The following is a 19158-nucleotide window of genomic DNA, read 5'->3' as shown; positions in this document are numbered from 1 at the left end:
ATCCATTAGGATACACTTTTAGACAAATTATTGATGATACTTATCCTCAAATTCTTGTAAAGAAATTGGTTTAGAATAATAAAACCCTTGAATAATATTGCAGCCTAAACAAACCAACAGTTCTATTTGTTTTTCAGTTTCAACTCCTTCAGCGACACAGGCAACATTAATTTTTTTACACATTTCAATTATATGATGTAAGATAGTTTGACATTTATCGTTATTTACTAATGTGTCGATCATTGATTTATCAATTTTTAATTCATCAAAATTTAAAGTTGATAATAATGACATATTTGCATATTTAGCACCGAAGTCATCTAGTGAAATATTAAAACCGAGATCTTTAATGCGCTTAGAAATCGTAGCAATGATACTACGATCGATATTTCCAATGCTTTCAGTAATTTCAAGAGTTATGAAATTGTTAGGAATATTATACTTATTTTTAATTCGTTTTAAGGAATTAGTAAAGTCAGATTCTAGAAGGGTAAGGCGAGAAATATTGACAGAAATAGGAATTAATTCTTTTCCTTCTTTTTGCCAACGCTCAAGAATTTCACAAATTTGTTCAAACATATAAAAATCTAAGTAACGAGTCATTCGTTCTTTTTCTAATGTGGGAATAAATTTATTTGGCATGATTAAGCCGTGACCGGGATATTCAAGTCGGACCAAAGCTTCGGCCGAAACAACTTTGTTTTGATCAATATCAAATTTTGGCTGTAAGTAAACAACAAATTGTTTTGCTTTAAAACATTTGAGAAGATTTTCAAGTTTTTTAGGTGAATAGTGTTTTTTATATGTATCAGCTCGTTCATAGTATATTTGTTTGTTGATCATCATTAATTCTTCGGCTTGGTGAATCAAATCATTAATATCCATGTTATCTTCACTCCATGTGTATCCAAGTGAGACACCATTTGGAGTTGAACCGAGTAAAGTATCTTCCATCTGCTTAGTAGCTTCAATAAATTGTTTATACTCAAGATCGTTTACAATAATGATGAATTCATCACCACTTAATCTAAAGATTTTTTCGCTTGGGAAATATGAATTCATAATACTAGAAATAATCGTAATTATTTTATCACCATGGTAATGTCCAAAATCGCGATTAATTTCTTTCAAGCCGTTGATATCTGCAAGAATGACTCCTTGAGAGTAAACAGCACTATTTTCATAACTCAAAAATTGAGTAAAACTATTACGATTAAGTAAGCCGCTTAAGTTATCGTGATAAAGATTGTACTGTGTTTTTTCATATAATCGACGTTTCTTTATCTCGTTGACGATAGAAAAATTGATAGAATCAAGTAATGCAATTGTATTTTGGTTAATTGAAGGATTGTCAACACCAATATAGCCTGCAAAAATGCCAGTTTCCTCATAGGGAATTGTCACTAAAGAATGGGCTTCACGACTAATAAAGTGTGCATATTCTCGAGGATGCTCTTTTTTGATGGCTTCACAATCATTGATAATTAGATTGTTATGATGTTCAAAAGCTTCATAAATATAAGGAATTTCATTTAAATCAATCCGCTGTAGTTGGTCACGATAGTGAGGATAGTTTTCTCGGCACCATTCATAAGTGTTTGAACCAATTTTTGTATTTAGGTCAATTTCAACGATATATGCTCTTGTTGCTTGGTAAAAATTGCCAATGATCTCTAAAACGTTGTTAATAGCTTCTTCAAGAGTGTCCGGAATTGTCAAGGCTTGAAGACAATCTAAAATCGTTTTTTCAATTGCAAATTCAGTAGGAACACGTTGAAGATTGAAGTTATGAGTATCAGAAACATCAACAGCAATTTCCATTCGCATAGGTGTTCCTTCCCATAATACTAATTTATCTTTAACAATATAGTCTTTATTTAGATGCTGATTGCTAAACTCCCAAATATAAAATTCATTAAGATTTAATTTAGCATTAGTACAAAATGGGCAGGGGCTAGTTCGACCTTGTAGAGCTTCGTAACATTTAATATGATTATATTCTCCCGCTTCAATTCCGGTGATTTCACGTCCCTTTCGATTTAAGTATAGTAATTCATAAGTATCTAGGCTGCTAACATAAACAATTTCATCAAGTTCATCAATTAGCCAGCCTTTACTAATATAATTAGTTACAGGAGTTATATCCTGATAGCTATCATTAAAAGCAAAATATTGCGATTTGCCCAGTTTTTTTGCTCGATAGAGAGCAGAATCGGTTTGTTCAAACAATTCGTGTAATGTTTTACCGTCATCAGGGCTAAAAGTAATACCAATTGAACTGCTGATCGTATACTCTTGATAATTTGATGAGTAATAAAGATGAAGTTCTTCAAGAATGATACTAGCTTTATGGTAAACATATTTCTTGGAGGGAATATCTTTAATGAAAATAATGAATTCATCGCCGCCATAACGCCCAATAATTGCTTTGTTATTAAAAATATTTGTTAGCTTATGAGCAATCTCACATAAAACGGTATCCCCAAAACTATGACCAAGATTATCGTTGATATTTTTAAAGTTATCAATATCAATCAATAATAAAGCACTACTAGACTCTCTTTTTTTATTTAAATATTCATTAACAATTTGACCAAAAGCGGTTCGATTGTATAGTTTAGTGAGCGGATCGGATTGAGATTGGCGCAATAATTCTAATTCATGTATTTTCTTATCATTAATATCTTTTACATAGACAAAGCCAAATAATTTATTTGTTTCACCAACGTGTAAGAGATGAATCGTTGTACTGACCCAGCCTTGTTTTTGAGTTGCATTGAGCGAACGATATTCACAATATACTTCCGTAATCCCCTGTTCAAATAATTTCTTTAAACGGTGAGGATGTAATTCTTGGTAGAATTTATTTTTATCATCAGGATGGACGCATTTTTTAGTCCAGCGAAGTAAAAACTCACTATAACTACAGTTAGTGTTTAAGTCAACTAGTTTTAACATGTTAACGGTATTTTCGATAATATCTTCGATAATTAAATCATCATCAATATTAATTTCATAGGATACTAAAGCATCTGATGCTATTGCTGCTTTAAACTGTCCCTCATGAAGATATTTTTGATGACTGATTTCTAGATTTTTTAAAACTTTTTTGTTTTCAGTAATATTTTCGACTAAACAAATTATATATACTGACTGATTATTGTATATAAAGGATAGTCTGGAACGAGTCCAAATCAAGTCATTATCTTTATTAAATGATTGAGTCTCAATTTCGAGAAATTCTTCTTTCTTTTGAATGATACTAGTAATTGTATTTTTTACTTTTTGATAATCATTAGAATAGGGAAGAGAATAGTTGAAGCCGTCATTACGCTTGTATTTAAAAAGTTGATAATAAAGATCATTAGCATATTCAAAATGAAAATTATGACGATATGTAATGATTGCACAAGCAGTATTTAAATGGTTACAGATCTTAGTGATCATATCAAGATTATATGGATTAACTGGCATTCTATTTTCCTCCTTATTAAATTAGAAAAAATAGCTCTACCTCATTATACTACTAAAGCAATTATATCGGTTGAATTATTTTAATGTTTGATTAATATTCCAGCAATGATCTAATGGTCCACTGCCATGACCTAGGTTAAGATTAGCTTTTAAAGCCCCGGTAATATAGACTTTAGCTCTAGTAACGCTTTCTTCAATTGAATATTCTAAAGCTAGATTGGAAGCAATTGCTGAAGAAAGGGTACAGCCAGTGCCATGAGTATTAGGATTATTAATTTTTTCTCCTGTCAACCAAGTAATATTTCCCCGGTAATAAAGAAGGTCATCAGCCCGTTCTTCAAAATGGCCCCCTTTGATCAAAATGTAGCCGTGGTACCATTCACTAATCATCTTTGCGGCTGTAATCATGTCATCTTTAGTATTAATTTTTAAATTTGTTAAAACCTGTGCTTCAGGGATATTAGGGGTAATAATAGTAGCTAATGGAATAAGCTTTTCTTTCAAGAGTCTTAGAGCATTGTCAGCTAATAAACGAGATCCGCTAGTAGAAACCATAACAGGATCAACAACGATAGGACAATCTTTTTGTGATGTTAATTTATTTACGATCATTTCAATTAATACTGGACTGGAAACCATTCCAATTTTAATTGCATCAGGATAAATATCTTCAAAGACACAGTCAAACTGTTCGGCTAAAAAATCAGGTTTTACTTCCATAATATCTCTAACACCTAATGTGTTTTGGGCCACTAAGGCAGTAATAATACTCATCCCGTAGACTTTATGAGCTGTCATGGTTTTTAGATCCGCTTGAACTCCTGCTCCACCTGTTGGATCAGTTCCTGCGATAGTTAGAACTTTTTTCATAATCATATCTCCATTTCTGATAAATTTTTTAAATTTAAATCACTTATTTTGCAAATTTCATCCCAATCATCTTGATTACTTTGATCTGCAACGGCCCATACTGTAAAACCTTGCTTTTTTGCAGCAATTATTGCATGAAGGGCATCTTCAATAACAATGCATTCATCTTTATGGAGGTGTAATGCAGAGATTGCATAATTGTAGGCCTCGCCACTGCGTTTATCTAAAGTAGTATGATCACATGTAATAATTTCATCAAATTTTGATGTTAGATTATATTTATCAAGAATGTTAATTGTTGCTTGATAATTATTTGCAGTTAATAAGCACAGTTTTTTATGATGGTTAAAACAGTTAGTAATAAATTCCAAAGCCCCTGGTTTTAAGGGAATTTCGCTTAAATAAATATGATTCAATAAACTATTAACTTCATTGATTAAAACATCAAGAGGCTCTTTTAATTGATATGTCTCAGCGATGTATTTAATTGCTTGGTTAATTGATAGTGGTGCCAAGATATCTTTAAGATTTGCCTCAGGGGTAATTCCTTTTAATTCGAGAAAACGACTGCCTAATTCATTCCAAATGTGCATCGAATCAAGCAGAGTTCCATCCATGTCAATGATATAACCTTTAATCATAGATTCCTCGGGCATGTGCTTTTAATTTAGCGGCTGCTTCTTTTATATCAGGAGCGCTCATAATGGCTGAAACAACAGCAATACCATCAATTTTTGTTCCTTTTAAGAGTAGGCAATTGTCTTGGTTGATACCACCGATTGCTACAACAGGTAAGCCAATTTTTGTAGTTATTTCATGTAATTGGGTAAAGCTCACTGCTGTAGCATCATCTTTAGTTGAAGTATTGAACATGGCTCCCACTCCTAAATAATCAGCACCATCTTCCTTGGCGGCAAGAGCTTCTTTTAAGTTGTGAGCAGAAACCCCAATAATTTTATGAGGACCGATTATTTTTCGAACTCTTTTAACAGGCTGATCATCTTGACCGATATGAATTCCATCACTGTCTACAGCCAATGCTACGGCTACATTATCGTTGATGATAAAGGGAATATGGTATTTAGAACAAATTGTTTTGACTTTTTTTGCTTGAATAGTAAATTCTTCATCGGTTAAATTTTTTTCGCGTAATTGAACCATTGTTACTCCACCTAAAATAGCTTGTTCAATATCTTCTTCAAGTGGACGATCGTTCAACCAGCTGCGGTCGCTGACTAAATATAGTTCTAGCATGTTTCTAGTGAAGTTCAATTTTAACACCGGCTTTCAATTGATAATAATTAATTGTACTCAAGGCATCGATTAAATGCATTCTAAAACTGCTTGTTCCACTATTGTCATTACGAACTCTTTGATCAGCTAACTCACCACAGTATCCCATCATTGCAATCGTATAAGCAGTAGTTTCTAAAAGATCATTTTGACCAATAGCGGTTGTTGCTCCAAGAATTGCCGATAACATACAACCTGTTCCTGTGATTCGTGACATCATTGCACAACCGTTAGTGATTACATAGGTTTTTTCTTGATTGGCAACAATATCAGTTGCTCCAGTGATTGCGATTACGGCACCGGTTTCTTGACTAAATTTCTTAGCAAAACTAATAACTTCATTAAGATTTTCAGCTGTTACAATATCATTGATATTGGCATCGACTCCTTGAGTTGAAGTCATATTCATTGCTAGGGCTTTTATTTCGGAAATATTTCCTCGAATAACACTAAAATTAATTTCTTCAAGTAGTTTTTTTGCAGTATTAGTCCGAAGCTTGCTAGCTCCAGCACCAACAGGATCGAGAACAACAGGGTGATTTAAATGGTTAGCCATTTTTCCTGCTTTGATCATTGAAGCAACTGTCCTTTCATTCAGCGTACCAATATTGATTACTAAAGCATTACAGATTGTTGTAATTTCCTCAACTTCATGAATGTCATCAGCCATAATGGGGCTGCCATTAACAGCTAAGATGGCATTAGCACAATCATTGACAGTAACATAGTTAGTAATGCAATGCACAATTGGATTGCGTAATTTAATTTCTTCTAAAACTTTTTCAAACATATTCTTCCTCACTTTCTTAAAGCACTAAAAAGAGAATATGCCAAGTGCCATATTCCCTACTTATTGTTAGTGAGTATGTCCCTACGTTGGCATTATCCAAATCAGGTTAGCGGTCGAAGTTCACAACTTCCTCTCAGCCTGTTTACAAGCTCCCGTGCTTTAACTATATCATAGCATTTTCAAACTATTTCAGCAAACTAAGTATCAAAATTTTTTTGCGTTGATAATAAAAGAAGATTGAAATGCATAATTATATCGAGTATAATTAGTAGGGTTAGCGTTAAAACCCAGAACGGAGCGATAAAATGAAAAATAATTATGATGTTGTGGTTGTTGGAGCGGGACCAGCAGGAATCATGGCCTGCTATGAACTGTATTTGAAACAGCCGGAATTGAACGTATTGCTTATAGATAAAGGTCAGGATGTTATGAAACGTCACTGTCCAATCAAGGAAAAGAAGATCAAGTCCTGTCCAATCATCAGGAACAATGAACCGGGCTGTCTTCCTGCCTGTTCGATTACAGCCGGATTTGGCGGTGCCGGTGCCTATTCTGACGGTAAATTCAATATTACCAGTGAATTTGGCGGCTGGCTGACTGACTATCTTTCAACCAATGAGGTTGAAGATGTAATCAACTATGTTGACAATCTTTATTTAAAACACGGAGCAACCAGAGAAATAACGGATCCTACGACTGACAAGGTCAAAGAAATTGAACATCGAGGCTATGCAGTAGGATTAAAACTGCTGCGGGCCAAGGTAAGACATTTAGGAACAGAAGAGAATCTGCGGATCATGACAGAAATGTCAACGGAACTGAAAGAACATATTGATATGGCATTTAGAACAGCTGTAAAGGAAGTGCTGGTTGAAGACGGACATGCTGTCGGGGTAGTTCTGGAAAATGATGAGGTCATCAAAGCGAAGAAGATCGTACTGGCACCGGGACGAGACGGTTCTGCCTGGCTGACAAAAGTACTGAAACAGCATGGACTGGAGCTTTATAATAATCAGGTCGATATAGGAGTGCGGGTAGAGACCAGCAATATCGTAATGGAAGAGATCAACAGCAATCTGTATGAAGGTAAATTTGTCTATAATACAAGTGTCGGAACAAAAGTAAGAACATTCTGTTCAAATCCGTCAGGGCATGTAGTAATAGAGAATCACAGCGGGACGATGCTGGCGAACGGACATGCCTATCATGATCCGAAGCTGGGGAGCAAGAATACCAACTTTGCGCTGCTGGTATCCCATACCTTCAGCGAGCCGTTCAATGAACCGAATGAATTTGCACATGAGGTGAGCAGACTGGCGAACAAGCTGTCAAACGGATCAGTCATGGTGCAAAGATATGGAGATATCAAGAAAGGGAGAAGAACGACTTACAAGCGTTTGAAAGAAGGGTATACAGAGCCGACCTTAGCAGAGGCGGTACCGGGAGATCTGGGGCTGGTATTACCGTACAACACGATGAAATCAATTATCGAGATGATTGAGGCACTGGATAATGTAACACCGGGGATAGCGAATGAGCATACGTTGCTGTATGGAGTGGAAGCGAAATTCTATTCAGCGCGGCCAAAGGTAAGAGAAGGGTTTGAATGTGAAATAGATGATCTGTATGTAGCAGGTGATGGAGCCGGATTAACAAGAGGGCTGGCTCAGGCAGGAGCAAATGGAATCATCGTAGCACGTCATATTATTGAACATCTTAAATAGTAAGGTAAAAATCCTGTTTTAGACAGGATTTTTCTATTTTGACAGGTGTAGTATCATGGTGGTAAACTTAATAATAAGACCATAGGGAAGGAGAAACTTAAATGAATGTTTTTGTTACTTCATTATTAAAAATAATTAATAATCCGGATATTCAAGATACTAATTATAATATTGCTTATTATTTATTACTGCACTATTATGATGTTTTTGAAATGACACTTCAGGAAATTGCAGATGCATGTTATGTTTCTGTTTCTACTCTCAATCGCTTTTTTAGAATATTTGGATTTAAAAAATTTTCAATTATTAAAGATTTAATGCAAGTCCATGCGGCGGCACGAATAAGTCAGTTGGAGGAACGTTCGATTCGCAAAAATAATCAACAAGTTAATCAGCTTTTAAAACCGCTATTAGATAACGATGATTATTGGACAGTATCAGATCAAGGATTAATAAATCAGTGCTGTGAGATGATTAAAAAATGTAGCCGTGTTATTTTAATCGGTTCGAATGAGATGATGGATTCATTATTGCGTTTTCAAGGTGATATGGTGATGATGCAAAAACTTGTGATTCAAAATACTATTTATAATAATAATTATATCGAACCTCAAGCGGATGATTTAATTATTTTGCTTTCAATGACAGGAAGAATTGCGGAGTTAAAACCAACTTTGATTGAACATTTATTAGTGGGGAAAAACAATCTTATTTGTGTTGGCTATAAAAATTTTCTTTGTGAAAAAGCCCTATTTTTAAAAATTCCTAGTTACCTAGATGAGACGCTAGAAAATATGATTTTAGATAACTATTTTCAAAATATAGCTTATTGTTATTATGGTGGTTATTATGATAATAGGTAAACTAAACTTAATTTTGTGTACTTCTTCATATAATAGTAATGATTATCTTTTAGCAGCGTATCTGATCAAAAAAAGTAATCAGATTGAATCAATCAAGATGGTTGATATTTTAAAAGATACAAAAGTATCAAAATCAACTTTATTACGTTTTTTAAAAAAATTAGGCTATAAAAACTACACTGACGTTCAATACTTGATTACTAAAGAGAAAAAACATCAAGAAATATTTAAAGAGAGAATTATTGAGAAAAATTTAAGAGATAAGTTAGCAAAAAAACAAAGACTTATAGTAATTGGTGATAGTTACTCAGTTAGCTCACTAATTGTATATAAACAAAAGTTTTATGAAATTGGGATAGATTTAGATATCCAATTATCATTAAAGTCATATGGACAGATGGTAGTTGAAAAAAAGTTTACTGGGAGTGACTTAATAATAGTCGTATCTCTATATAAAAGTGATTTGGATTTAATGGCAGAATTTTTTAGTGGCTATCTTGAATTGAAACATTTTATTAAAGAACAAAAGATTGATCATTTATATGTAGGAAAGATTGCGACGGGGAATCGTAATCTTGATGAGTGCTATAGAATTGATGATAACATTAATTTTAGTGAAGCAATTTATCAGCTTTGTAGTTTGTTTGAGAAAATTTATAATTTTTATGCTTTGTAAGGTTCAAAATATGCCCCTTTTTATTATTTATCAATGATTTTCTTTATTATAGAAACCACGCCAAATAAAAGCAATTTCAAAATGAGGCTGTGATAAAATATTAATAGAAAAGAGAAAAGGAGGCTAGATTTATGAGAAGATTAAAATTAGGAATAATCAGCTTATTATGTTTATCATTTATAGAGGCTAATATAACAACATTGATGGCAGTAGCCAGCCGTTAGGTATATATTTACCGCATGACTATGATACAAATAAAACTTATAAGACAATTTATCTTGCACATGGTGGTGGGGGAAATGATGTTGAGTGGATGAATATCGCTTCAGCAAATAATATTATGGATAATCTAATTGCTGATGGTGAAGTGGCTGACGCAATTGTGGTTACTAAGGATAATACATATTTTAACTTTGAAAAGGGTGATAGCCTAAAAAATCTTACAGAATGCATTATGCTTTACATTGAAAAGAATTATAGTGTTTCAGCAAATTCCCAAGATAAAGTACTAGCTGGTCTGTCTAGTGGAGCTACAGTTACAGTTCAAGCAATGTTCTATAGTAATGAAACATTTGGCTATTATGGTGTATTTTCACCGAGTCGTACATTAGATTTTGTTGAAGAAACATTAACACTGGAAATGGTTGCAGCGTTTCTCAAAGTATCACAATACTATGTGAGTGTAGGAATTTTTGATACTTTTGTTAGGCGGAATGTCAATGTTCAAATTAATGAAGAATTGATAAAAGCCGGAGCTAATGTAGTTTTTGAATGGAAAAATGGAGCTCATGACTGGGGTGTATGGCGTAGTCAGTTCAGTGAATTTGTAAAAGATTATTTGTGGGATCGTGAAACAGTAGTTTCAACTCCATCTAATCCTGATGCCGATGTTGCTCCCCAATCAAATTCAACAGCTGCTGTAAAAACTGGCGATAGTGTCGATATGACAGGATTGTTGATCATAAGCGGTTTATCATTATTAGGAATTTCAATACAATACTATTATAGACATCGTAAAACACATTAATAAAAACTTTTAAATAATTAGATATAATCTCGCCAAAGTAGATAGATGTGATAATATAATCTTACCAAGACTATAGAAGTGAGATTTTTATTATGGAAAAAATTGAAAGGTATAGCAATATATTTTTTAAGTTTTAGAAAGAACAAAAATTAAAGAAAGGGAATCATTAATAATATAAGACTATTGCTACCCCATAAAATGCTAGTTTATATCTAGTAAGTTAATTATTTTTGACCATTTGACAATAGATACATATAAATTTATAACATGACTTTTTATTTCCCTATTGACAGGTAGGAAATAGTTTAGTATACTCTATTCATACTATAACAGTAGGATAAGGGGAAGAAAAATGAATTTTGAACTACTACAACAGCTCAGAAATAATTTTCGGAATGGACGAATGTATTGTTTTTTATAAATCATAGATAACAAACATTAAGAAAAGAGGAAAATAAAATGAGTAAAGATAATTTAAGATTTGAAACTAAACAGTTACATGTAGGACAAGAAATAACTGATCCTACCGGAGCAAGAGCAGTGCCTATTTACCAGACAGCAGCTTATGTATTTGATAATTGTGATCATGCGGCAGCACGTTTTGGATTAAGTGATGCTGGTAATATTTATGGACGCTTAACTAATCCAACTGAAGATGTTTTTGAACAAAGAATGGCAGCTTTAGAAGGTGGGGTAGCAGCATTAGCAGTAGCTTCAGGAGCGGCTGCAGTGACTTATGCGATTGAAAGTATTACACGAAGTGGTGATCATATTGTGGCAGCTAAACAAATTTATGGGGGGACATATAATTTATTAGCTCACACATTGACAAATTATGGTGTTAATACAACATTTGTTGATAGTGATGATCCCGAGAATTTTAAATTAGCGTTACAAGAAAATACCAAAGCGATTTTTATAGAGTCATTAGGAAATCCTAATTCAAGTTTAGTTGATGTTGAGGCAGTTAGTAAAATTGCTCATGAGCATGGTATTCCATTAATTATTGATAATACATTTGGAACACCATATTTATTTAGGCCAATTGAACATGGAGCAGATATTGTTGTGCATTCAGCAACTAAGTTTATTGGCGGGCATGGAACTACTTTAGGTGGTGTAATTGTCGATTCTGGAAAGTTTGATTGGCAGGCTTCAGGGAAGTTCCCACAATTAAGTAAACCTGATCCAAGTTATCACGGTGTTATTTTTACTGAAGCTGCTGGAGCTGCCGCCTTTGTAACTAGAATTAGAGCAGTAGTATTACGTGATAAGGGAGCGACTATTTCTCCGTTCAATGCTTTTCTTTTATTACAAGGATTGGAGACATTATCACTACGAGTAGAGCGTCATGTAGAAAATGCTTTAAAAGTGGTTGATTATTTAAGTAAACATCCTAAAGTTGCAAAAGTTAATCATCCATCACTAAATAATAGTCCTTATCATGAATTATATCAACGATATTTCTCACATGGAGCTGGATCAATTTTTACTTTTGAAATTGCTGGTGACGAAAATGATGCTAAGAAATTTATAGATAATTTAGAAATTTTTTCTTTATTAGCAAATGTAGCTGATGCGAAATCATTAGTAATTCATCCTGCTTCAACAACGCATTCACAAATGAATGAAGCTGAATTAGCAGCATCTGGAATTAAAGCTAACACTATTAGATTGTCAATTGGTTTAGAGCATATAGATGATTTGTTAGAAGATATCGAAAATGCATTTGACCATGTATAAAAAATAAAAATACGTCAATAATATAACTAGAAATTGTTGTTGCTTAAAATTTCTATTGACCAAAAGCTATCCCAGAGGATAGCTTTTAAGTTATTAGTGGCTTATAATGTAATTGAGGTGATCATTATGAGTGAGTTAACTAAAATACCTTATGTTGGTAAAGCAACTGCTGCATCATTGAATTTAATTGGTTATGAAACGATAGCTTCTTTAAAAGGCGCTGACCCAGAAGAAATGTATCAAAAAGAATGTGATGTTAGAGGACAAATGGTAGATCGCTGCCAACTTTATATGTACCGTATGGTAGTATATTATGCAAGTAGTAAAAATCCAGATCCCAAAAAGTTAAAATGGTGGATTTGGAAAGATTGATATTGACAATAATTGGAAGATAAGTTAAGATTACAAAGATGAATAAAGGCGATGAATAGAGGAGTAATTGTATTTTATGTGTTTAAGAGAGTCTCGGCTGGTGGAATGGGATAACACAGGATATAATGAAAAAAGACTAGGAGCTGTATCTAGGATATTAAGGTTGATTAGATAACGTGAGCCACGTTACAGGCAAAACTATTATTTGATAGTTGTTGAGGTTAATAAGGTGACTTATTAACGAATTAGGGTGGTACCACGATACTCTCGTCCCTTTAGCGGATGAGAGTTTTTTATATTTTAGGAGGAAAAAATGGAAGAAAGAAAGTTTAGCGAACAAGAGTTAGTTCGCCGTGAAAAATTACAAGAGCTAGTAGATAAGGGAATTGATCCTTTTGGACAACGGTTTGATGTTACTGCATATTCAAAAGAAATTAAGGAAACTTACGGTGATAAGACGCATGAAGAATTAGAAGAAATGGCTGTTGAGGTTAAAGTCGCTGGAAGAATTATGACAAAGCGTCGCAAAGGGAAAGTGTGCTTCATGCATATTCAAGATCGAGATGGTCAAATCCAGTTATATGTACGTAAGGATGCAGTCGGTGAAGATGTTTATGAAATTATCAAAAAAGGTGATATTGGAGATATCGTTGGTGTAAAAGGAACCGTATTTATGACAAATACAGGGGAATGTTCTATTAAGGTTGAAGAGTATACTCATTTAACTAAGGCTTTACGTCCTTTACCAGAAAAATATCATGGATTAAGTGATGTTGAAGAACGTTATAGAAGAAGATATGTTGATTTAATCATGAATGAAGAAGCTCGTAAAATTGCTTTTGCAAGACCAAAAATAATCCGTTCTATTCAACATTATCTAGATAATCAAGGCTATGTTGAGGTAGAAACACCTGTATTAAATCCAATTTTAGGTGGTGCCAGTGCGAGACCTTTTGTTACTCATCATAATGCTTTGGATATGAATTTTTATTTACGTATTGCAACTGAATTAGGATTAAAGAGATTAATTGTTGGTGGTATGGATGCGGTTTATGAAATTGGACGTTTATTCAGAAATGAAGGAATGGATAGAACACATAATCCTGAATTTACAACAATTGAAGTTTATAAAGCCTTTAGTGACCTTGAAGGGATGATGGATTTAACTGAAGGAATTATTTCAAATGCAGCTAATGAAGTTTGTGGTACATATGAGTTAGAATATAAGGGAAATAAGATTTCTTTAGCACCAGGATTTAAACGTATTTCAATGACAGATGCAATTAAAGAAAAAACAGGAATTGATTTTGCTGATCAATTAAGCTTTGATGATGCTAAGAAATTAGCAGAAGAGCATCATATTGAGGTAGAACCTCATTTTGGCTATGGTCATATTATCAATGAATTCTTTGAAAAATATGTTGAAGAAACAATTATTGAACCGACATTTGTCTATGGTCATCCAATTGAGATTTCACCACTTGCAAAGAAGAATTTAGATGATCCACGTTTTACACAACGTTTTGAATTATTTATCTGTGGTAATGAATATGCTAATGCATTTACTGAATTAAATGATCCAATTGATCAGTATGAAAGATTTGCTAATCAGTTAAAAGAAAAAGAATTAGGTAATGATGAAGCTAATGAAATGGATTTAGATTATGTAGAAGCATTGGAATATGGATTACCACCAACAGGTGGAATGGGTATGGGAATTGATAGACTTGTTATGTTATTAACTGGACAAGAATCAATCCGTGAGGTAATTTTATTCCCTCATATGAAGAATAAGTAAAGTCATGTATTTTCTTGTGAGAATTTCGTGAGAATGAAGCAGATTTCTTAAATGATATCTGCTTTTTATATGCATGAATCTAAGAATAATATCATTTCTTTCAAGCACTATAATTACGATATATTTTACAAATATATTGACGAATATCGATATGTATGTTAATATCACATCGAAGAAGATAGATATGAGGTGGTTTGATGGAAAAACAGTTTAATCAAGATGCTAAGGTTTTTAAAGCATTCTGCGATCCTAATCGTTTAAGAATATTAGATATTTTGAAATCCGGTGAACATTGCGCATGTAAATTGTTAGATATATTAGATGTTAGCCAATCTACGTTATCGCACCATATGAAACTGTTAACTGACGCTAAAATTGTAAATGTTAGAAAAGATGGGAAATGGTCTCATTATTCTTTATCTAAAGATGGTATACAGTTTGCAATAGAATATTTACAACAGCTCAAAGTATGAAATATGTAAATAAGTTAACTGTTGTATAAATTACCACCACTAAATAGGTGGAAATTTATTTGTTTTATACATCGAAATATATCGATATAAGGAGGGTGCTATGAGTCAAATTTTGCTGTTTTTTCAAGACCAGATTCTTGGGATGCGATGGTTAAATGAATTGATTGGATCAATATTAACTAGCATTGGATTAAATATAGATGAAAAAATAGGTGGGATGTTGCATTTTTTTATTTATGATAGTATTAAGATATTTATATTATTATCGGTATTGATTTATATTATTTCATATATTCAAAGTTATTTTCCACCAGAAAAAACAAAAAAGATATTAGGAAGATTTTATGGTATTTGGGCAAATATATTAGGAGCTTTACTTGGAACAGTTACACCGTTTTGTAGTTGTTCATCGATTCCTATCTTCATGGGATTTACAAGTGCAGGCTTACCCTTAGGCGTAACATTCTCGTTTCTGATTTCTTCACCTATGGTTGATCTAGGAGCGCTGATATTATTAATGAGCATATTCGGATGGAAAGTGGCGGTGTTATATGTTATAGCTGGTTTGATTATATCTGTTGTTGGGGGAAGGTTGATAGAAAAACTTGGTATGGATGACCAAGTGGCTGATTTTATTAAACAGACAGATAATGTAGATGTTGGTTTTGTGAGCTTAACAGTCAAAGATAGACGAAACTTTGCAAAAGAACAAGTCATAGAAACAGTTAAGAAAGTATCAATATATATATTTGTAGGTGTTGCTATTGGATCAGTCATTCATAATGTAATACCCGAACATTGGATACAGTCTATACTAGGTGATCATAATTTTTATTCTGTTCCACTTGCAACAGTAGTTGGTGTACCTATGTATGCTGATATATTTGGAACAATTCCTATAGCAGAAAGTCTATTGTTAAAAGGGGCAGGGCTTGGAACTGTTTTATCATTTATGATGGCTGTTACAACATTATCTTTACCATCAATGATTATGCTATCAAAGGCAGTGAAGAGAAAACTTATGATTGTATTTGTGGCAATAGTAACAGTAGGTATTATATCTGTAGGTTTTATGTTTAATATATTTTCATTTCTATTAATGTAGAAGATATGTTTAATATGAGAAATATTGTACATTTTAATATAACGATGGAGATTAATTAAATGTTAAAAAGTGGTTTTAACTATTCAATTCACTCAGTTGGTGGATGTACATGTTTGGGGTTATAATTAAGGTAGGACGGGAAAGAAGATTTTGTTAAAGAAATTATTTTAGTTATAAATCAATATCTAGATGATAAATGGATGATGGCAGTTCCTAGATAAGAAAATCCATTATTAGATGTTGTCTCAAAATTTAATTATGAATAAAAGGAGAAATAAGTGATGAAATTATTTAAGAAAAAAGAGAAAAATTGTTGTAATGTTCAATGTGGTGATGGGAGTATGAAGAGAGGATTGGAAAAGAAAGATAAGGGTTCAAGAATTAAAGTCTTAGGTTCTGGCTGTGCTAAATGTGCAACTTTAGAGAAAAATGTTAAAGAAGCCTTGGATGAATTAGGACAGGAAATGAGTATAGAACATATCACAGATTTTACAGAAATAGCAAGCTATGGGATTATGTCTACACCTGCGCTTGTAATTGATGAGAAAGTAGTATCTTTTGGAAAGGTTTTAACGATAGAAGAAGTTAAGAATATCATATTAACAATAGATGGATGAATCATTGAAACAAGGTGTTTTTTGTGAAGGGGATTTAAGCGAGATGAAATTGCTTATTATTGTTTTTATTTAATATTAAACAATTTGAAAGAAATGAATAATATGCCAAGAGTCGCATTTATATGTGTTCATAATTCTTGTAGAAGCCAGATTGCAGAGGCAATAGCAAAATTGTTTGCTTCTGATGTATTTGAAAGCTATTCAGCAGGAACAGAAGTAAAACCGCAAATAAATCAGGATGCTGTTAGGATAATGAAAAAACGATATGATATGGATATGGAAAAAACACAACACCCTAAGTTACTAGTCGATATTCCAGAAGTAGATATTGTTATAACTATGGGATGTAATGTTAATTGTACATTTCTTCCTTGCAGATACAAGGAAGATTGGAATTTGGATGATCCAACAGGTAAGAGTGATGAAGAATTTGGTAGAGTGATAGATAATATATTTGCAAATATTAATGAATTATCTACAAGAATATCCAAAATGAATATCTAAGGCAAATAAAATTTATAGGATAGGGAGTAATTCTATTCTTGTTGAGAATAATTATTATATATTTCAACTGACACACTTTCCATCTAATCTTTATACGCCCATAAATAAAAGTCATAGATTTTCCGTAAAAATAGAAATAAATAATCTTCAAAAATATATTAAACATAATAAAAATATGATTAAATCAGTACTTTTTGATTTTATAAAAGGTGTACTATTACGTTACACATGAAGAAAAAATAGATAAACAATCAGGCAAGATGTAATAAGGATATTGTTTTATTTAGTACACAAGTTCTCAATATTAAAAAAGGTAAGTTGAATTGAAATTTATTTTTTTTAGTACGTATAATTAGTTGAAAAAATTAACGACAGGAGAAAATATATGAAATTATAAAAAATATAAAGATAATTTGATTAAGTTTTGGATTGACACTTTCACATGTTAAGAGTCAATTTTTTAATTACCATAGTTTAGCAAACAAAATTCACTTTATTCCTGCTATACAGTTTTATTTTCAACAAAGCGCTGCAATAAATATAGTAATGAATTGGAAATAGTATCATAAAATATAAAGTATATAGGTAAGGAGGAAGTAAAATGAATAATAATTATGAGCTTGGAAAAGTAATTGTAGCATTAAATATAAATATTACTTCTAAAGATGTACTAGACTATTATATTGATCTTGTTTTAGATGGGATTGATTATGAAAAAGCAGAAATCATCTTCCATTCAAAGAATACTGAAAGTCTAAATGAGGGAACTAATATAGTTCTTATTTATTTAAAAGATAAAAATCCTCATGCAGTTACTAATGCAGTTGCAAAATTATCATCAAGTCCATATATTGTTTATGCAGAACCGGATTATATTGAAGAAATGCATATTATCTCAAATGATCCTTTATACAATCAGCTTTGGGGAATTCAAAAAATCAATGCACCACTTGCATGGGATTATACAACTGGTGATAGTAGTATCAGTGTTGGAGTGATTGATACAGGAATAGATCAAAATCATCCGGACATAAGAGAAAATATGTGGACTACGTGGAATGGAAGATTAATTTATGGCTGGAACTTTGCAGATAATAGTAGTGATTCAATGGATATAGATGGTCATGGTAGTCATGTTGCAGGGACGATTGGTGCAGTTGGAAATAATCGTATTGGTATTACTGGAGTATGCTGGCAAGTAAGAGTAGCAGCTTTAAAATTTGGTCTTGATGTTGCTTCGGCAATTGCGGCAATAGATTTTGCAAATTATTATAAGATTTCTATTTTAAATGCCAGTTGGGGTGGACGAGCTTATTCACAAGCTTTAAAAGATGCCATTGATCAGTATGATGGCTTATTTGTTGCTTCGGCTGGAAATGATGGAACTAACAATGATGTTGATCCAATGTATCCAGCATCATATGATTGTAAAAATATTATTTCTGTAGCAGCGGTCGATCCCTATGATACTTTAGCCCGTTTTTCAAATTATGGTCTTAAAACTGTTGATATAGCAGCCCCTGGAACAAACATTCTCAGTCTTGACCTTGCTGGTGAGTATAGCCCCTTGAATGGAACTTCAATGGCAGCCCCACATGTAGCAGGAGCAGCAGCGTTATTAAAATCAAGTATGCCGAATATCTCAACAATAACTTTAAAAAGAATTATTTTATCAAGTGCGATGGAAAACCCAGAACTTAAGGGAAAGATATTAACGGGAGGAATATTAGATATGGAAACAATGTTTAAACTAGCTAACTGCTGGCATGGACGAGAATAACAATATATATATCTAATAAAAATGTGATGAATAAGAAAAATAGGTTATA

The 19158-nt window shown here is 32.7% G+C and carries 17 protein-coding genes, 1 riboswitch and 1 other annotated feature; of the genes, 12 read left to right on the top strand and 5 right to left on the bottom strand.

What is annotated here, in order from left to right:
• Positions 1 to 27 precede the first annotated feature (27 nt).
• The 5 genes from EYR00_RS14940 to thiM all read right to left on the bottom strand — a co-directional run bounded on the left by EYR00_RS14940 (position 28) and on the right by thiM (position 6427).
• A complete protein-coding gene (locus EYR00_RS14940) occupies positions 28 to 3474 on the bottom strand; it encodes a bifunctional diguanylate cyclase/phosphodiesterase (RefSeq protein ID WP_040434133.1) in 3447 nt (1148 codons plus the stop codon).
• 75 nt (positions 3475 to 3549) lie between these two features.
• The gene (gene thiD, locus EYR00_RS14935) at positions 3550 to 4344 is read right to left on the bottom strand and encodes a bifunctional hydroxymethylpyrimidine kinase/phosphomethylpyrimidine kinase (protein WP_008792614.1); all 795 of its coding nucleotides are present in this window, start codon (positions 4342 to 4344) and stop codon (positions 3550 to 3552) included.
• 2 nt (positions 4345 to 4346) lie between these two features.
• Positions 4347 to 4985: an HAD family hydrolase gene (locus tag EYR00_RS14930; protein ID WP_003535746.1), complete on the bottom strand. Its 639-nt coding sequence runs from the start codon at positions 4983 to 4985 to the stop codon at positions 4347 to 4349.
• Complete coding sequence (gene thiE / locus EYR00_RS14925; protein ID WP_224209040.1) at positions 4978 to 5625, bottom strand: thiamine phosphate synthase; 648 nt, start codon at positions 5623 to 5625, stop codon at positions 4978 to 4980. Before thiE ends, EYR00_RS14930 begins: the two co-directional genes overlap by 8 nt.
• Complete coding sequence (gene thiM, locus EYR00_RS14920) at positions 5603 to 6427, bottom strand: hydroxyethylthiazole kinase (protein ID WP_003535748.1); 825 nt, start codon at positions 6425 to 6427, stop codon at positions 5603 to 5605. Before thiM ends, thiE begins: the two co-directional genes overlap by 23 nt.
• Positions 6428 to 6487: 60 nt before the next feature.
• Positions 6488 to 6593: riboswitch (TPP riboswitch) on the bottom strand.
• Positions 6594 to 6732: 139 nt separating this feature from the next.
• Here thiM and EYR00_RS14915 point away from each other — a divergent pair.
• The 12 genes from EYR00_RS14915 (at position 6733) to EYR00_RS14860 (ending at position 19109) form a co-directional block, all read left to right on the top strand.
• The gene (locus tag EYR00_RS14915; RefSeq protein WP_008792617.1) at positions 6733 to 8151 is read left to right on the top strand and encodes an NAD(P)/FAD-dependent oxidoreductase; all 1419 of its coding nucleotides are present in this window, start codon (positions 6733 to 6735) and stop codon (positions 8149 to 8151) included.
• Between the two features lie 101 nt (positions 8152 to 8252).
• Positions 8253 to 9014, top strand: coding sequence for a MurR/RpiR family transcriptional regulator (locus EYR00_RS14910; RefSeq protein WP_003539299.1), 762 nt, complete (start codon positions 8253 to 8255; stop codon positions 9012 to 9014).
• The gene (locus tag EYR00_RS14905; protein ID WP_008792618.1) at positions 9001 to 9690 is read left to right on the top strand and encodes a MurR/RpiR family transcriptional regulator; all 690 of its coding nucleotides are present in this window, start codon (positions 9001 to 9003) and stop codon (positions 9688 to 9690) included. Before EYR00_RS14910 ends, EYR00_RS14905 begins: the two co-directional genes overlap by 14 nt.
• A 199-nt stretch (positions 9691 to 9889) precedes the next feature.
• Complete coding sequence (locus EYR00_RS14900) at positions 9890 to 10717, top strand: alpha/beta hydrolase (RefSeq protein ID WP_336244501.1); 828 nt, start codon at positions 9890 to 9892, stop codon at positions 10715 to 10717.
• Between the two features lie 459 nt (positions 10718 to 11176).
• A complete protein-coding gene (locus EYR00_RS14895; protein WP_003539302.1) occupies positions 11177 to 12460 on the top strand; it encodes an O-acetylhomoserine aminocarboxypropyltransferase/cysteine synthase family protein in 1284 nt (427 codons plus the stop codon).
• Between the two features lie 126 nt (positions 12461 to 12586).
• A complete protein-coding gene (locus tag EYR00_RS14890; protein ID WP_020994447.1) occupies positions 12587 to 12832 on the top strand; it encodes a helix-hairpin-helix domain-containing protein in 246 nt (81 codons plus the stop codon).
• Between the two features lie 42 nt (positions 12833 to 12874).
• Positions 12875 to 13110: a binding site (T-box leader), on the top strand.
• A gap of 35 nt (positions 13111 to 13145) precedes the next feature.
• Positions 13146 to 14630, top strand: a complete 1485-nt coding sequence (gene lysS, locus EYR00_RS14885) for a lysine--tRNA ligase (protein WP_003539309.1) — start codon at positions 13146 to 13148, stop codon at positions 14628 to 14630.
• Positions 14631 to 14827: 197 nt separating this feature from the next.
• Positions 14828 to 15103, top strand: coding sequence for an ArsR/SmtB family transcription factor (locus EYR00_RS14880; protein WP_003539311.1), 276 nt, complete (start codon positions 14828 to 14830; stop codon positions 15101 to 15103).
• 100 nt (positions 15104 to 15203) lie between these two features.
• On the top strand, positions 15204 to 16208 hold the full coding sequence (locus tag EYR00_RS14875; RefSeq protein ID WP_003539313.1) for a permease: 1005 nt from the start codon (positions 15204 to 15206) through the stop codon (positions 16206 to 16208).
• A 281-nt stretch (positions 16209 to 16489) separates the two neighbouring features.
• On the top strand, positions 16490 to 16825 hold the full coding sequence (locus EYR00_RS14870; protein WP_003539315.1) for a thioredoxin family protein: 336 nt from the start codon (positions 16490 to 16492) through the stop codon (positions 16823 to 16825).
• A 93-nt stretch (positions 16826 to 16918) separates the two neighbouring features.
• Positions 16919 to 17329 (top strand): arsenate reductase/protein-tyrosine-phosphatase family protein, encoded by a 411-nt coding sequence (locus tag EYR00_RS14865; protein WP_040434432.1) that lies wholly within the window; start codon positions 16919 to 16921, stop codon positions 17327 to 17329.
• 601 nt (positions 17330 to 17930) lie between these two features.
• Positions 17931 to 19109, top strand: a complete 1179-nt coding sequence (locus EYR00_RS14860) for a S8 family peptidase (RefSeq protein WP_003539323.1) — start codon at positions 17931 to 17933, stop codon at positions 19107 to 19109.
• Positions 19110 to 19158 lie beyond the last annotated feature (49 nt).

It is taken from the genome of Thomasclavelia ramosa DSM 1402 (assembly GCF_014131695.1).
GTDB classification, from domain to species: domain Bacteria; phylum Bacillota_I; class Bacilli_A; order Erysipelotrichales; family Coprobacillaceae; genus Thomasclavelia; species Thomasclavelia ramosa.
This window is presented reverse-complemented; position numbering and strand designations above follow the sequence as displayed.